This window comes from Shinella sp., assembly GCF_052438155.1.
GTDB lineage: Bacteria > Pseudomonadota > Alphaproteobacteria > Rhizobiales > Rhizobiaceae > Shinella.
The window spans coordinates 24,765-40,594 of the sequence record NZ_JBQVPI010000012.1; the positions used below are offsets into that span (position 1 = coordinate 24,765).

General features: G+C 62.3%; 16 protein-coding genes. 9 read left to right on the forward strand and 7 right to left on the reverse strand.

Going from position 1 to position 15,830, the window contains the following annotated elements:
* Nucleotides 1-124 precede the first annotated feature (124 nt).
* The 5 genes from ACT6VE_RS20660 (at nucleotide 125) to ACT6VE_RS20680 (ending at nucleotide 2,980) form a co-directional block, all read left to right on the forward strand.
* On the forward strand, nucleotides 125-463 hold the full coding sequence (locus ACT6VE_RS20660) for a DUF2147 domain-containing protein (RefSeq protein ID WP_444800319.1): 339 nt from the start codon (nucleotides 125-127) through the stop codon (nucleotides 461-463).
* Nucleotides 464-659: 196 nt separating this feature from the next.
* Nucleotides 660-824 carry a hypothetical protein gene (locus ACT6VE_RS20665; protein WP_171902357.1) on the forward strand — a complete coding sequence of 55 codons (165 nt, stop codon included), beginning with the start codon at nucleotides 660-662 and terminating at the stop codon, nucleotides 822-824.
* Between the two features lie 26 nt (nucleotides 825-850).
* Nucleotides 851-1,027, forward strand: a complete 177-nt coding sequence (locus ACT6VE_RS20670; RefSeq protein ID WP_444800320.1) for a hypothetical protein — start codon at nucleotides 851-853, stop codon at nucleotides 1,025-1,027.
* A gap of 69 nt (nucleotides 1,028-1,096) precedes the next feature.
* Entirely contained in the window at nucleotides 1,097-1,417 is a 321-nt protein-coding gene (locus ACT6VE_RS20675; RefSeq protein WP_444800321.1) for a YnfA family protein, read from the forward strand.
* Nucleotides 1,418-1,477: 60 nt separating this feature from the next.
* On the forward strand, nucleotides 1,478-2,980 hold the full coding sequence (locus ACT6VE_RS20680; RefSeq protein ID WP_444800322.1) for an AMP nucleosidase: 1,503 nt from the start codon (nucleotides 1,478-1,480) through the stop codon (nucleotides 2,978-2,980).
* A gap of 55 nt (nucleotides 2,981-3,035) precedes the next feature.
* On the opposite strand, the gene ACT6VE_RS20685 is transcribed toward ACT6VE_RS20680, so the two are convergent.
* Complete coding sequence (locus ACT6VE_RS20685) at nucleotides 3,036-4,409, reverse strand: aspartate aminotransferase family protein (protein WP_444800323.1); 1,374 nt, start codon at nucleotides 4,407-4,409, stop codon at nucleotides 3,036-3,038.
* Nucleotides 4,410-4,558: 149 nt separating this feature from the next.
* Between ACT6VE_RS20685 and ACT6VE_RS20690 the strand changes: the two genes are divergently transcribed.
* A complete protein-coding gene (locus tag ACT6VE_RS20690) occupies nucleotides 4,559-5,917 on the forward strand; it encodes a glutamine synthetase family protein (protein WP_444800324.1) in 1,359 nt (452 codons plus the stop codon).
* 6 nt (nucleotides 5,918-5,923) lie between these two features.
* On the opposite strand, the gene ACT6VE_RS20695 is transcribed toward ACT6VE_RS20690, so the two are convergent.
* Nucleotides 5,924-6,862: a diacylglycerol/lipid kinase family protein gene (locus ACT6VE_RS20695; RefSeq protein WP_444800325.1), complete on the reverse strand. Its 939-nt coding sequence runs from the start codon at nucleotides 6,860-6,862 to the stop codon at nucleotides 5,924-5,926.
* 371 nt (nucleotides 6,863-7,233) lie between these two features.
* Between ACT6VE_RS20695 and ACT6VE_RS20700 the strand changes: the two genes are divergently transcribed.
* Both ACT6VE_RS20700 and ACT6VE_RS20705 read left to right on the forward strand, forming a co-directional pair.
* Complete coding sequence (locus ACT6VE_RS20700; protein ID WP_444800444.1) at nucleotides 7,234-8,457, forward strand: MFS transporter; 1,224 nt, start codon at nucleotides 7,234-7,236, stop codon at nucleotides 8,455-8,457.
* Nucleotides 8,458-8,648: 191 nt separating this feature from the next.
* A complete protein-coding gene (locus ACT6VE_RS20705; RefSeq protein WP_444800326.1) occupies nucleotides 8,649-9,065 on the forward strand; it encodes a DoxX family protein in 417 nt (138 codons plus the stop codon).
* A 112-nt stretch (nucleotides 9,066-9,177) separates the two neighbouring features.
* On the opposite strand, the gene ACT6VE_RS20710 is transcribed toward ACT6VE_RS20705, so the two are convergent.
* Nucleotides 9,178-9,648, reverse strand: coding sequence for an Lrp/AsnC family transcriptional regulator (locus tag ACT6VE_RS20710; RefSeq protein WP_444800327.1), 471 nt, complete (start codon nucleotides 9,646-9,648; stop codon nucleotides 9,178-9,180).
* A 141-nt stretch (nucleotides 9,649-9,789) separates the two neighbouring features.
* On the opposite strand from ACT6VE_RS20710, the gene ACT6VE_RS20715 reads away from it, so the two are divergent.
* A complete protein-coding gene (locus ACT6VE_RS20715; protein WP_444800328.1) occupies nucleotides 9,790-10,698 on the forward strand; it encodes a DMT family transporter in 909 nt (302 codons plus the stop codon).
* A 62-nt stretch (nucleotides 10,699-10,760) separates the two neighbouring features.
* Here ACT6VE_RS20715 and ACT6VE_RS20720 read toward each other — a convergent pair whose 3' ends face one another.
* The 4 genes from ACT6VE_RS20720 to ACT6VE_RS20735 form a co-directional block, all read right to left on the reverse strand.
* Nucleotides 10,761-11,648, reverse strand: coding sequence for an ABC transporter permease (locus tag ACT6VE_RS20720; RefSeq protein ID WP_444800329.1), 888 nt, complete (start codon nucleotides 11,646-11,648; stop codon nucleotides 10,761-10,763).
* A gap of 164 nt (nucleotides 11,649-11,812) precedes the next feature.
* Entirely contained in the window at nucleotides 11,813-12,811 is a 999-nt protein-coding gene (locus ACT6VE_RS20725; protein ID WP_444800330.1) for an ABC transporter substrate-binding protein, read from the reverse strand.
* A 359-nt stretch (nucleotides 12,812-13,170) separates the two neighbouring features.
* Nucleotides 13,171-13,803: a L,D-transpeptidase family protein gene (locus ACT6VE_RS20730; RefSeq protein WP_444800331.1), complete on the reverse strand. Its 633-nt coding sequence runs from the start codon at nucleotides 13,801-13,803 to the stop codon at nucleotides 13,171-13,173.
* A 158-nt stretch (nucleotides 13,804-13,961) separates the two neighbouring features.
* On the reverse strand, nucleotides 13,962-15,626 hold the full coding sequence (locus ACT6VE_RS20735; protein WP_444800332.1) for a 4Fe-4S dicluster domain-containing protein: 1,665 nt from the start codon (nucleotides 15,624-15,626) through the stop codon (nucleotides 13,962-13,964).
* Nucleotides 15,627-15,830: the final 204 nt, after the last annotated feature.

Genomic DNA, 15,830 nt, shown 5'->3' on the forward strand with positions numbered 1-15,830 from the left:
TCCGGATGCCGGTTTTGCGCCTTCCCGGACACCCGAAACGGCCTGAGAAAATCGGATTTGCAGGATATTTACCTTTACGTTCGCGTAAGATATTCTGCGCTTCTCATTCTGGAGGAGGAAGAGAATGAAACTGAGGACATGGATTGCCGCCGCTCTTTTCGTCGTGCCGGGCGTTGCCCTTGCCGCCGAGCCGATCGAAGGCAACTGGAAGACCGCCAGCGGCGCAACCGCCGTGATCGCGAAATGCGGCGGCAGCTTCTGCATCACGCTGAAGACGGGCAAACATGCCGGCAAAAGCATCGGCAAGCTGGACGGCTCGGGTTCCGACTATTCGGGCTCGATCACCGATCCGGAGACCGACAAGACCTATAGCGGTTCGGGCGCGGTCAACGGAAAATCATTGAAGATGAAGGGCTGCGTGCTCGCGGTGCTCTGCAAGTCGCAGACCTGGTCGCGGCTCTGAGCGCAAACGCGCCCGAAGATCACAACGCTTTGTCAGACCCCAAGCCGGCGCCTTGCGCCGGCTTTTTCGTTTCAAGCCCAGACCAAAAAACGAATCACACCATTCCTGAACAGGAGATGAACTGCCCTCTCAGGGAGCGTTCAGTCCCGCAATGCGACAAGGGTCATATTGAACGATTTGAATGAGGGACAACACCATGGACATCCTCGCACGCCGCCTCACCATCATCACCCTGCTGATGGCTATCTTCGCGATCATGCTCGCTGCAGCCGTCGAGACCGACTACCGCCGCAGCACGCACAACACCACCGGCAAGCTGGTCGCCTGCTCGACCCCGGACATGTGCCGCGCCTCGCTCTGATAACTGACGACACCGGGAAAACCGAAATGACCATTGCCCTGTTCCACACCTCCGTCGTCGCGCTGCGCATCCTCGCCCTTTCGGCAATGATGATCGCGCCGGTCGGCGCACTCGCCTGGAGCAATGCAGGTGGTCTCGGCATCGAAAAGCAGGGGGCAGGCCTCGTGCTCTTCATCACCCTCCAGCGCCAGTCGATGAGCTAACCCAGGCTTTTCTTCACAAAAATCCGTGCTAGACCGGGCTGGCTTTTCGCCGCAAACCCGGAGCGCCGGATGAAATCCCTTCTCGTCTTTTCCGTCGCGGCGCTCGCCGAAATCGCCGGGTGTTTTGCCTTCTGGGCGTGGTGGCGGCTCGACAAATCCATCCTCTGGCTTCTCCCCGGCATGGCCTCGCTCGCCTTGTTCGGCTGGATGCTGACACAGGTGGACAGCGCCTTTGCCGGCCGTGCCTACGCCGCCTATGGCGGCGTCTATATTGCGGCGTCCCTGCTCTGGCTGTGGCTGGCCGAAGGCATGCGGCCGGACCGGTTCGATATGGTCGGCGCGAGCTTCGCGCTTGTCGGCGCCGGCATCATTCTCGCGGCCCCTCGATAAGCTTCGCTGGCGCGCCCAAGTTGTCGTTTGCTTGTAAAAAACAACACACTATAATCAACCATGAGCAAACGAATCTTCTCTCACAAGCCGCTTTCCTTCGCCACGCCGGCCCCGTACGAGCCGCAATCCTTCGATGATCCAGTGGCCGCGGTCGATGCCCTGCAAGAGCTTTACGAGCGCAATACGACCTTCCTGACCGACGCTTTCGTGGCGCTCGGCAAGTCCGGTTCACCCGACAAGCGGTTCCGCGCCTGCTATCCGCAGGTCTCAATCGAGACGACCAGCTTCGGCCATGTCGATTCCCGCCTGTCCTACGGTTATGTCGCCTCGCCCGGCGTTTACACGACGACCATCACCCGGCCAAAACTCTTCCGGCATTACCTCAAGGAACAACTCGGCCTCTTGATGCGCAATCACGGCATTCGCGTCATCGTGTCGGAATCGACGACACCGATCCCGCTGCACTTCGCCTTTGGCGAGGGCGCCTATGTCGAGGCGGAGATCGCCGAGGGTATCGAACTGCCGCTGCGCGATCTTTTCGATGCGCCCGACCTCACGACCACCGACGACGAAATCGCCAATGGCGCCTACGAGCCAGGCCCCGGCGAACCCTCACCGCTCGGGCCCTTCACCGCACAGCGCATCGATTATTCGCTCGCCCGCCTCAGCCACTACACGGCGACGAGCGCCAACCACTTCCAGAATTTCGTGCTCTTCACGAACTACCAGTTCTATGTCGACGAATTCTGCGCCTGGGCACGCCAGCAGATGGCCGAGGGCGGCAACGGCTACACCGCCTTCGTCGAGCCCGGCAACATCGCCACGCCCGCCGGCGCCGACAAGCCGGAGACCGACCTGACGCTCGCACGCCTGCCGCAAATGCCGGCCTATCACATCAAGAAGAAGGGCCATGGCGGCATTACGCTCGTCAATATCGGCGTCGGCCCCTCCAACGCCAAGACGATCACCGACCATATCGCCGTGCTGCGCCCGCATGCCTGGCTGATGCTTGGTCATTGCGCCGGCCTGCGCAACAGCCAGACGCTCGGCGACTATGTGCTGGCGCACGCCTATGTGCGCGAGGACCACGTGCTCGATGACGACCTGCCGGTCTGGGTGCCGATCCCCGCACTTGCCGAAGTGCAGGTGGCGCTGGAAAGCGCCGTGGAAGAGGTGACGGGCCTCGAAGGCTACGACCTGAAGCGCATCATGCGCACCGGCACCGTCGCCACCATCGACAACCGCAACTGGGAACTGCGCGACCAGCGCGGCCCGGTCAAGCGTCTCTCCCAGTCCCGCGCCATCGCGCTCGACATGGAATCCGCCACCATCGCCGCCAACGGCTTTCGCTTCCGCGTGCCCTACGGCACCCTGCTCTGCGTCTCAGACAAGCCGCTGCACGGCGAGCTGAAGCTACCGGGCATGGCGACGGCCTTCTACCGCACGCAGGTGAACCAGCATCTGCGCATCGGTATTCGGGCGCTGGAGAAGCTGGCGGGCATGCCGCCAGAGAAGCTGCATTCGCGCAAGCTCAGGAGCTTCTTCGAAACGGCGTTCCAGTAAACGGCGATAGAAGCCAAAGAAAAGGGGCGGTAAACCGCCCCTTTTTTGTTTCCAATCAGGCCGTCATCACCTTCCAGGCATGCTCAAGGCCCTTGCGCGTGATGTCGATCATCTGGTCGACCTCCGAATGGCTGATGACGAGCGGCGGGGAGAAGAGCATGCGGTCGCCGGTGGCGCGCAGCACCAGGCCGCTTTCCAGGCAATGGTTGCGCACGGTGACGCCGACCTTTTCCTTGTCCTCGAAGCGCTTGCGCGTTGCCTTGTCCTCGGCAAGCTGGACGGCGGCCATCAGGCCGACCTGCTGGACCTGACCGACGATCGGCAGGTCTTCCAGCGACTTGAGGCCGGCGGCGAGATAGGGGCCGATATCGTCGTGCACGCGCTCGACAAGCTTTTCGTCCTCGATGATACGCAGGTTTTCGAGGGCCGCGGCAGCGCAGACCGGGTGGCCGGAATAGGTGAAGCCGTGGTTGAAATCACCGACTTCTTCCACGAGCACATTGCCGACGCGATCGGAAACCATGACGCCGCCGATCGGCAGGTAGCCGGAGGACAGGCCCTTGGCGATCGGCGCCAGATCCGGCTCGACGCCAAAATGCTGGTGGCCGAACCAGTGGCCGGTGCGACCGAAGCCGCAGATCACTTCGTCGGCGACGAGCAGGATGTTGCGCGCCTTGCAGATGCGGGCGATTTCCGGCCAGTAGGTCGCCGGTGGCACGATGACGCCACCCGCGCCCTGGATCGGCTCGGCGACGAAGGCGGCGACATTGTCCTCGCCGAGTTCATCGATCTTCTCTTCCAGCTGGCGGGCCATCTTCAGGCCGAACTCATCGGACGTCAGATCGCCGCCCTCGGCGTACCAGAAGGGCTGGTCGATGTGGTGGATGCCGGCGATCGGGAGATCCCCCTGCTCATGCATCCACTTCATGCCGCCGAGCGAGGCGCCGGCGACGGTGGAGCCGTGATAGCCGTTCTTGCGGGCGATGATCGCCTTCTTGGTCGGCTTGCCCATGGCGCCCCAATAGACGCGGGCCATGCGGAACCAGGTGTCGTTGGCCTCCGAGCCGGAACCGGTGAAGAACACGCGGTTGATGTTCGGGCCGGCATGCGAGGTGATTTTCTGGGCGAGCAGCACGGCCGGCGGCGTCGTCGTGCCGAAGAAGGTGTTGTAGTAGGGCAACTCGTTCATCTGGCGCATCACCGCATCGGTGATTTCCTTGCGGCCATAGCCGACATTGACGCACCAGAGACCGGCAAAACCGTCGAGATAGCGCTTGCCGTGGTTGTCGAAGATGTAGCACCCTTCGCCGCGCTCGATGATGCGCGTGCCGGTCGCGTTCAACTTCTTCATGTCCGAAAAAGGATGAAGGTGATGGGCAGCATCGAGGGCACCGAGGTTGGATATGGCTGCTACATTGCTGTTCGACATTTTGAATACATCCTTAGGGGTAGGTTCCGCCTTATTGAACGGCGGGACAGAATGAGTTACGAAAATGCCCATACAACAAGCATTTGGCAAGTGATCGAGCGAAAGCAAAATTTCTTGTACAGGCTTCCCGCCAAACTGAAGCAGGCACCATGACAAATCACACCAAGGCAGCCGGTTCGCCGCCCGCCAATGCCCCGGCCCGTATCGAAATCCTTCTTGTCGGCATGAACGGCGACCTGCGCGGCAAGCAGGTTCCGCTCGAAGGCGAGAAGAAAATCTGGGACGGCTCGGTGCGCCTGCCCTCCTCCACCCAGTCGCTCGACATCTGGGGCGACGACAATGACGACATTACCGGCCTCTCCCTTTCCGTCGGCGACCCGGACGGCGTTTGCATCCCCGACCGCCGTTCGCTGACCGTGATGCCGTGGGCGCCGGAGGGTTCCCAGCAGGTGCTCGCCACCATGCACGAGTTCGACGGCACCGCGTCCTTCATGGATCCGCGCGCCATCCTCGCCCGCATGGTGAAGCGGTTTGAAGACCGTGGTTTGACACCGGTCGTCGCGACCGAACTCGAATTCTATCTGGTGGAGGACGACTGGCGCGAGACCGGCAAGCCGCGCCCGCCGGCAGCCCTGATGTACCGCGGCGAGCCGAACGGTTTTCAGCTCTACGACATGCGCGCGACCGACGCGCTCGACGACTATCTCCAGACGGTGCGCGCCTGGGCGAAGGCCATGGATCTGCCCGCTGATGCGACGACGGCGGAATTCGGGCCGGGCCAGTTCGAGATCAACCTGCTGCATCGGCCGGACGCACTCGCCGCCGCCGATGACTGCATCTACCTGAAGCGCATCGCCGAGCTGGCCGCACCGCGGTTCGGGCTCAAATCCACCTGCATGGCAAAGCCCTATGCGGAGCACGCGGGTTCGGGCCTGCATGTCCATTGCAGCGTCATCGACAAGGACGGCAAGAACATCCTCGACGCCAAGGGCGGCGAACCGAAGAAGCTGAAGTCGATCTGCGCCGGCATGCTCGCCACGATGCGCGACGCGCAGCTCGTGTTCGCGCCCTTTGCCAATTCCTATCGCCGCTTCCAGCCGGGCTCGTTTGCGCCGGTCGATCTCACCTGGGGTTTTGGCCATCGCGGCACCGCGATCCGCATTCCGGACAAGGACGGTCCGGCAGCACGCGTCGAGCACCGCGTGGCGGGTGCCGACGTGAACCCCTACCTGCTGCTGACGGCAATCCTCGGCGGCATCCTGCTTGGCCTCGACAACGAACTCGATCCAGGCCCGGTGACGGAACCCGGCAAGGATGCACCCGATGCCAAGCGGCTGACGCATGACTTCCTGACGGCTGTCGAGGAATTTTCCGTGTCACCCTTCATCGCCGATGCCTTCGGCGCGGAATACCAGAAGCTCTACGGCGATACGAAGCGCAAGGAAGCGATCATGTTCCTGCGCACGGTCTCGGATTTCGACTACCAGACCTATCTGCCGCGCATCTAACGCGGCTCAGGCGGCGGCCGGCTCGGTCGTCGCCATGATCTTTGCCTGGACCTTCGGCACCATCACCTTCAACTCACCCGGATGCAGGCGGATCGAGACGTCGCGGTCCATCGGCAAGAGTTCACCGTCGATCACGCAGTTGATCGCCCGGTCGACCTTCGGGAAATGCAGGTCGACCGCCGTGCCCGTCATTTCAATAACATCGGTGTTTTCCCGCAGCTTGCCGCGCAGGATATCGAAAGCGAGTTTGGCGACACCCGCCGGCTTCAGCGGCTTTGTCGTGTAGAAGCCGAGATGGCCGCCGGTGAGATCGTCGGCATAAAGCAGTCCATTCTCGCCGAAGCGGTTGTTGGAGACGTTGATGGCGGAGACATTGCGGTGTTCCTCGACGCCATCGACAGTGAACTCGACCTCGAATTCCGGCGGATCGAGAATCACGCCGAAGGCGGCACGGGTGTTGGCCGCAATCTTGCCGACGCGCGAACGATAGGTCATGGCATTGCGCAGGCGCACCATGCGGGCATGCAGGCCGGCGGCGAACTGGTGCACGAAGGCGCGGTCATCGGCCGTGCCGATGTCGGCGGCGGCGATATCTCCATCCGCCAACGCGTCGATCGCCTGCCAGATATCGAGCGGAATGTTCAGCGAGCGGGCAAAAAGGTTCATCGTGCCGGCCGGGACGATGCCAAGCGGCATCTTGCTCTGCCAGGCAAGGCCGGCCGCGGCCGAAACCGTGCCATCGCCGCCGCCCACCAACATGGCGTCGAGATCCGTACGGTCCGAACAGCGCTTCAGCGCCATCTCGATATCGGCCGCCTCGACGATATCGCAATCAAGGTGATGCCCGGCCGCGGCGAAAGCTTCTTCCGCATGCCGGGCAAACGCCTCCATGTCGGTGGTGCGGAACGTCCCCCCGTCCCTGTTAAATATCGCCTGAATTCTCATTCGTTTACTCCGCGTCTCAGCCGAGAACGCCTGAACGGTGATTGTCGATCCATTAGATAGTCGCGAAAACGGCGATTAACAGGCGATCGCGAAATACAGCGCAATAAATCGTGAGCACCGGCCCACCCGATCAAATCCACAAGAGGTCAAAAATCGCAGTAGGCAGGACGCTCGTCTCTGATATATTGCCGCACGGTCGCCTGCGTCGGGAGTGCGCTTGCCGGCCAGACTGTTTTCTTCCCTACCGTGGCCTTTTCGGCCAGACCATACCGCATCAGCAGCCAGGAGGAGTGGCCGCCCGTGCAGGGTCTGTCGCTGGATTTGCCGCGCATGGGCCACCCTTGCGGAGCCACCCCGTGTCCGAACATCCCATGCCGAATGTTGCCCTCTCCTCGGGGCCGCTGCCCGTTTCCTCGCTTACCGTCACGCTGATCATCCTTGCCCTCGCCGTCGGCAGCTTCGGCATCGGCACCGGCGAATTCGCCATCATGGGCCTGTTGCCTGACGTTGCCAGTACCTTCGGCGTGACGAACGCCGAGGCCGGCTACGTCATCAGCGCCTATGCCCTCGGCGTCGTGGTGGGTGCCCCGATCATCGCCGTCATCGGCGCCCGGTTCCGCAGGCGCGACCTTCTTTTGGTGCTGATGGGCGTCTTTGCCGCCGGCAACCTTGCCAGCGCCGTAGCTCCGACGTTCGAAAGCTTCATGCTGCTCCGTTTCCTTTCCGGCCTGCCGCACGGCGCCTATTTCGGCGTGGCCGCACTGGTCGCGGCCTCCATGGTGCCGGTCAACAAGCGCACGCAGGCGGTCGGCAAGGTCATGCTCGGCCTCACCCTCGCGACGCTGATCGGCACGCCGCTTGCCGCCTTCTTCGGGCAGCTGCTCGACTGGCAGTACATGTTCATCGCCGTCGGCATCACGGGGCTGCTGACCGTCGCGCTCATCGCCATCTTCCTGCCGCGCGACAAGGTGCCGAAGGGCATCAATGCGCTGACGGAACTGAGCGCGTTTAAGCGCAAGCAGGTCTGGCTGACGCTCGGCATCGCAGCCTCCGGCTTCTGCGGCATGTTCGCAGTGTTTACCTATATTTCGCCGATCGTCACCGAAGTCGCCGGCCTCAATGTCAGCATGGTGCCGGTCATCATGGCGATCTTTGGCTGCGGCATGATCGTCGGCAACATCTTTGGCGCCAAGCTTGCCGACCTGTCGCTGATGCGCACCATCGGCTGGTCGCTGGTGCTGTACTTCTTCGTGCTCATCGGCCTGTCGCTGACGGCGCATAACCCGATCCTGCTCGGCATCTGCTGCTTCCTGATCGGTTGCAGCTTCGTCGTCGGCCCTGCCCTCCAGACGCGCCTGATGGATGTCGCGGGTGACGCGCAGACGCTTGCCGCAGCACTCAACCATTCCGCCTTCAACGTCGCCAACGCGCTTGGCGCGCTCTTCGGCGGCTTGGCGATCAGCGGCGGTTATGGCTACGAATCGATGGGTTTCGTCGGCGCGGCAACCGCCGTCATCGGCTTTGGCGTGTTCCTCGTCTCCCTGTCGCTCGAAAAGATGGATCGCGCGGCAACGCCAGTCTGCCCTGCCGAGTAATCAACTGCCTCCAGGACAATCACAACGGCGCCCCATCGGGCGCCGTTTTCGTTTTTATGGACACGCGCCAACCCTGTTCCCAAGGTGACAGGGCCGCGCCCGGACTCTGCTAGACATAGGCCATCGCAGCCCGCCGAAACGACGCAAGAAACGACGGACCGCAAGCCCATGAATTCTATTGGAGATACTGAATGTCCGCCCTTATCGACAGCATCACCGGCAGCCGCGTCTTCGGCTTCCTGGCCCGCACCATCCTGACCTCGATGTTCTGGCTTTCCGGCATCGCGAAAATCGCCGATTTCAATGCCGGTGTCGCCGAGATGGCGCATTTCGGCCTGGAGCCGGCCATGGCCTTCAACATCGCCGTCGCCGTTACGCAACTGGTCGGCTCGGCTCTCATCATCGCCAACCGCTGGACCTGGCTCGGTGCCGGCATGCTCGCCGTCTTCACGGCGCTGACCATCCCGATCGCCCACAATTTCTGGACCATGCAGGAGCCGATCCGCACGATCGAATTCTATGTGGTGATGGAGCACATCACCGTCATCGGCGCTCTGATGGTCGTCGCCTGGAAATCCGCGAAAGCGCCTGTCGTCCCTGCGCATTGACGACAGGCCGGGCGCCGCCCTTCTCTCCGGAGGCGGCGTCCATGGAAGGACGGCCCTGCCTCTCCGGCCGTCCCCGCCGCCCCGACGCTGCCCGTCGGGGCGGTTTTCGTGGTTAGAGCGATGGCAGTTTCAGGGGGCCGCCGGTCTTGATGCTGCGGATTGCGAAGTTGGAGCGGATATCGGTCACGCCCGGCATGGTGAGCAGCGTTTCGGTCAGCAGCCTTTCATAGGCCGAGAGATCCTCCACCACCACTTCCGCCAGAAAGTCGGCATTGCCGGAAATCAGGAAGCAGGACACGACCTCGGGCACGGCGAGCAGCGCCTCCTGCTGGGCCATGGCGTTTTCCCGGCTGTGACGCCCCACCTTGATTTCGACGAAGACGGTGAGACCGAGCCCGACCTCCTTGCGGTCGATATCGGCACGGTAGCCGCGCAGTACGCCGGATTTTTCCAGGTTGCGGATGCGGCGCAGGCAAGGCGACGGCGAGAGGTTCACCCGCTCGGCGATCTCCACATTCGTCGCCCGCGCATCCTCCTGCAGCACCTTGAGGATGGCGATATCGAATTTATCAAGATTTGGCATATTCGGAAACTTATCTCGTCATTTTTGGCATGATCATGCGCAAGATACATCCATACGGGCACAACTCGCAAGGACATGCCTCGGCTGCCGGCGCTAGAATTTGGCCATGATTTACGCCTCAGCCGAGACAAGGACGTCGCCATGGCCATGCTATCGCTTTCTACCGACGAAAAATCCAATCCGCTGGCGGCCGGCTATTCCGGTGCGGTCGTCACCGTTCTGATATGGGCTGCCTGGGTGCTGGCGACGCGGCACACGGCCGCGACACCGCTCGGCACGATCGATATCGGCCTCATCCGCTACGGCGTGCCGGCCATCCTGCTTGCGCCGGTCTGGCTGAAAACTGGGCTTTTGCCGAAGGACGTGCCGCTGAAACTCGTTGTCGTCATGGTGGCGGGGGCCGGTGCCCTGTTCTTCCAGGTGACAGCTGCGGCGCTGCATGTGACGCCCGCAGCCCCGGGCGGCATTCTGCTCGGCGGCTCCATGCCGCTCGCCACCGCACTGATCGGCATCGCCCTCTTCGGCGAGCGGCCGGATCGGATGCGCCTGTTCGGACTTGCCGCGATCGTCGCCGGTGTCGTCATCTTGCTTGCCGCCAGTATGCAGAAGAGCGGTATGACGATGACCGGCTTCATGCTGTTGCCCATCGGCGCCACGCTCTGGGCGGGTTTCACCCATGCCTTCCGCCGCTCGGGCCTCACCGCACTGCAAGGTGCTGCCCTCATCGCCGTCTGGTCCTTATTGATCCATCTCGTGCTGGCCGCGCTCTATGGCACGCATCTGGCGGCGGCATCGTTTCCCGACCTGGCGCTCCAGGTGACAAGCCAGGGCATTCTTTCAGGCCTCATCGCCACCTTCGCCTACGGCACCGCGATCCGGGCGCTCGGCAGCAGCCAGGCCGCCGCCTTCACCGCCATCACGCCGGTTCTAGTGACGCTCGGAGGGGCGATTTTCCTCGGCGAACGTTTTGGCGCTGCCGAAATCACCGCAGCCATCGTCGTCGGCGCAGGTGTCGCGCTCTCCACGGGCGTCCTTTCGCCGAAGCGCTAATCGGAAAAAGAAGGGCGCCCGCGGCTCTCGCCGGGGCGCCCTTTTCCATGTCTGCGTTTGGATCAGCCGTGGATGATCTCGCGGTGTTTTTGCAGACGTTTGCCAAAGGCCTGGCTGACGCGGTCGAAGATGATCGCGATGCCGACGATGGCGAGGCCGTTGAAGATGCCGAGCGTGAAATACTGGTTGGAAATCGCCTTCAACACCGGCTGGCCGAGGCCCTGCACACCGATCATCGAGGCGATGACCACCATGGCGAGCGCCATCATGATCGTCTGGTTGATGCCGGCCATGATGGTGGGCAACGCCAGCGGCATCTGCACGTTCTTCAGCTTCTGCCAGCTCGACGAGCCGAAGGCGTCGGCAGCCTCCAGCACGTCCTTGTCGACGAGGCGGATGCCGAGATTGGTGAGGCGGATCATCGGCGGGATGGCGTAGATGACCACCGCGATGAGACCCGGCACCTTGCCGATGCCGAGCAGCATGACGACCGGGATCAGGTAGACGAAACTCGGCATCGTCTGCATGACGTCGAGGATCGGGTTGATCACGCTCTGCACGCGATCCGACCGCGACATGAGGATGCCGATCGGTATGCCGATGACGATGGATAGGACTGTGCAGACGAAGATCATCGAGACCGTCTTCATCGTATCGTCCCACATGTCGAAGTAGCCGATCAGGAGAAGCGTGCCGACGGCGCCGGCGACGATCTTCCAGTTGCGGCTGGCGAACCACGCGACGGCTGCGATCAGCAGAATGATGATCGGCCATGGCGTGCGCGTCATGAAACGCTCGGACCAGATGAGAAAGTGCTGCAAGGGCACAAAAATGGTTTCGATGCTGTCGCCATAGGCGCGGGTGAAGGCGCGAAAACCTTCATCGATCACCTTCTTGAGGTCGCGCAGCGAGCCCGCGTCCATTGTCGGAAATTTCGTGAACCATTCCATATCGATCCCCTTCCGGCTCCGGCCGGTCTTGCGCCGGTTTCATGAGCCAACCCTGAAGCATGCCGAGGGAGAGTGCGCGGCGATTTGCGCCAAAGGCATGCGCTAAAACGAAGGCAAAGGGCGGCGCGCCGATGACGCGCCGCCCGGTTTCATTGATCAGGCGATCAGAGAGCGGCCTTGATCTTTTCGGCAGCTTCCGGCGAGACCCAGTCCTTCCAGAGGGCTTCGTTCTCTTCCAGGAAATGCTTGGCGCCATCGTCGCCGCTTGCCTGGTTGTCGGTCATCCAGGCCATCAGCTTGTTGACCGTGTCGTTGCTCCAGGCGCGCTTGTTGAGGTAGCCCATGACGTCGGCACCGGCGCGTTCGGAGAACGGCTTGGTCACCAGTGTCTGGACCTTGTCCTTCGGCCAGTCGTTCTTCTTCGGATCCGCGCAATCGGCAACCGTGTTGCAGCGCTTCCACTCGGCGGCGTCGTAGGGCACGCCGTGCTCGAGCTTCACCATTTCGTATTTGCCCAGCAGCGCGGTCGGGGCCCAGTAGTAGCCGACCCAGCCTTCCTTGCGCTCGTAGGCCTTGGCGATCGAGCCGTCGAGGCCGGCAGCAGAACCGGTGTCGAGCAGCGTAAAGTTCGCCGCCTCGCCGCCATAAGCCTTGTAGAGCTGGCCGGTCACGACCGTGCCACCCCAGCCCTGCGGGCCGTTGTGCACGGAACCCTTTGCCTTGTCTTCCGGATCCGGGAACAGTTCCGGATGCTTCAGCGCATCCTCGATCGTCTTGATATCCGGGTTTGCATCGACGATGTATTTCGGGACCCACCAGCCCTGAACGGCGCCGTCAGAAAGCGCGACCGCCGCGCCGACCAGCTTGCCTTCCTCGATGCCGCGGTTGACGACGTCCGGCAGCAGATCGACCCAGCCTTCAGGCGCCAGGTCCGGCTCGCCCTTTTCAATCATCGAGGTGATGGTCGGCACCGTGTCGCCGACAATGACTTCGGCGTTGCAGCCGTAACCTTCGGTCAGGATGAACTTGTCGAGGGCTGCGAGCACCTCGGCACTCTGCCAGTTCATGCTGGCAATGGTTACGTCACCGCATTCGGCGCGCGCGGCACCGGTCATGGCGAAGAGGCCAGCGACGAGGCAGGTGGAAGCAAGAAGATGTTTCATATCCGTTCCCTCATTTCGGCGGTGTCATTATGCCGACAAGGGCCCGCTGCACCGCCGCCGGGCCCGTGATCCTCACGCGGATCGTTCTCGGACAGGGCCGTTCGAGGGCCATGCTTGTTCCGCGATACCGCATCTCGACTGTTGCAGCTACAAAGTCGAATGCCGGTACGAATGCGTCTGCCATTGGCCCCAATGCGTCATGGAGAGGTCAATTCTTCGAGACCCGCCCGACATTGTCCAAGCTCGGGACCGCGCAGGCAATGGTATGATACAATTCAGCTTTTTCAAACCGCAAAAACAAAAAAGCCGGCATGCGCCGGCCTTGCCTTTCTGCGACATTGGAGCAGACGCATGCGAAATCAGGCTTCGCGGCGACCCTGGATAACGTGGACGCGGCCGCCGGTTTTGACGCGCTCGTAAAGGTCGATCACGTCGTGGTTGAGCATGCGCACGCAACCACTCGACATGGCCTGGCCGATCGACCACGGCTGGTTGGTACCATGGATGCGGAACATGGTGTCGTTGCCACCCTGGTAGAGGTAGATGGCGCGCGCGCCGAGCGGGTTATTGAGGCCGCCCGGCACGCCGCCGGCATATTTCAGGTTCTTCTTCGGGTCGCGGCGGATCATGTTGGGCGTCGGCGTCCAGGTCGGCCACTCCGCCTTGCGGCCGATATAAGCGCTGCCCGCCAGCGAATAGCCCTGCCGGCCGACACCGATGCCGTAGCGCATCGCCCTGCCATTGCCGAGCACGTAGTAGAGCCGGCGTTCCGGCGTATCGACGACGACCGTTCCTGCCGCATGGGGGGTGACATAGGCGACTTCCTGGCGGCGAAGCTCGGGCTTGATCTTGTCGAGCGGCATCGCCTTCAGCGGGAATTTTTCCTCCATGCGATCGCTGTAATTGGCATGGTCGCTGGTGCCGTTCGTCGCGCAGCCTGCGAGCAATACGGCAGATGCGCCAAGCAGGAATCCGCGGCGGGAAATCGACATGGTTAAAGCCCTTTGAATATATGATCCTCAGGGCTGAAAATTATGTGGTTATGGTTAACCGATGGTTAAGCGGCGCGCTTTGGTTGCAGGACATATTAAGGTGCATGGCAATAAAAAGGCCGCCTCCAGGGCGGCCAATTCATTGCAGTGAGTGTCCCTCACATATTCGGATAGACCGGCCCTTCGCCGCCCTGTGGCGGTACCCAGTTGATGTTCTGGTTGGGGTCCTTGATGTCGCAGGTCTTGCAGTGCACGCAGTTCTGCGCGTTGATCACGAAGACGTCCTTGCCGTCCTTCTCCACCCATTCATAGACGCCGGCGGGACAGTAGCGGGTGGACGGGCCGGCATAGACGTCGAGTTCCGACGTTTTTTGCAGCTCCGGGTTCTTCACCTGAAGGTGGATCGGCTGGTCTTCCTCGTGGTTGGTGTTCGACAGGAACACCGAGGAGAGACGGTCGAAGGTGAGGACGCCGTCCGGTTTCGGATAGTCGATCTTGTTGTGCTTGGCCGCCGGCTCGAGGCTTTGTGCGTCCGTCTTGCCGTGCTTCAGCGTGCCGAAGATCGAGCCGCCGAACAACGTGTTCGTCCACATGTCGAGGCCGCCGAGCGCGACACCGAGCGCCGTGCCGAGCTTCGACCACAGCGGCTTGACGTTGCGGACCTTGCGCAGGTCCGAGCCGATGGCGCTGTCGCGCCAGCCCTGCTCGATCTCGATCGGCTCGTCATTTGCGCGGCCATGGGCGATGGCATCCGCCAGCTTTTCGGCGGCGAGGATGCCCGAAAGCACCGCATTATGGCTGCCCTTGATGCGCGGCACGTTGACGAAGCCGGCCGAGCAGCCGAGCAGCGCGCCGCCGGGGAACGACAGTTTCGGCACCGACTGGTAGCCGCCCTCGGTGATGGCGCGCGCGCCATAGGAGAGGCGCTTGCCGCCCTCGAACGTGCCGCGGATCGCCGGATGTGTCTTGAAGCGCTGGAACTCTTCGAAGGGAAAGAGATAGGGGTTCTTGTAGTTGAGGTGCACCACGAAGCCGACGGCGACGAGGTTGTCTTCCAGGTGATAGAGGAAGGAACCGCCGCCGGTCTTCATGCCGAGCGGCCAGCCGAAGGAGTGCTGCACCAGGCCGAGCTTGTGGTTTTCCGGCTTGACCTGCCAGAGTTCCTTCAGACCGATGCCGAATTTCTGGGGTTCGCGGCCCTCATCGAGCTTGAACTTGGAAATGAGCTGCTTGGCGAGTGAGCCGCGCACGCCTTCGCCAATCAGCGTGTATTTGCCGAGAAGTTCCATGCCGCGGGTGAAATTCGGGCCGGGCTCGCCATTGCGCTCGATGCCCATGTCGCCGGTCGCGACGCCGATGACGGCGCCCTCGTCATTGTAGAGCACTTCGGTGGCGGCAAAGCCCGGATAGATCTCGACGCCGAGTTCTTCCGCCTTCGTCGCCAGCCACCGACAGACATTGCCGAGCGAGACGATGTAGTTGCCGTGGTTACTCATCAGCGGCGGCATGGCGAAATTCGGCAGGCGCACGGAGCCGGCCGGGCCGAGCAGCAGGAAATGGTCGTCCGTCACTTCGGTCTTGAAAGGATGGCTATCGTCCGCGCGCCAATCGGGCAGCAGGCGGTCGATACCGATCGGATCGACGACGGCGCCGGAGAGGATATGCGCGCCGACTTCCGAGCCCTTTTCCAGCACGACGACGGTGAGGTCCGGATTGACCTGCTTCAGCCGGATCGCAGCCGATAGGCCCGCAGGACCAGCGCCGACGATCACGACGTCGAATTCCATGCTTTCGCGCTCGGGGAGTTCCATTGCTTCGCTCATTCGCCTCTCCACCCCGCAACCCCTCTAAAGCCGCGGAAAATCCCTCATGTTGGCCTGTCATGACAAATGCGGCCGGCCTTGTCGAGCCGTTCTGCGACAGAGTTTCCCCGCTTTTGCGCATGACTTCATGACAGCGCCGAAAGTTTATTGACTTTAACGTAAACGTCAACCGTTTGTCGGAGACGCAACGATCTGCTCGCTTGA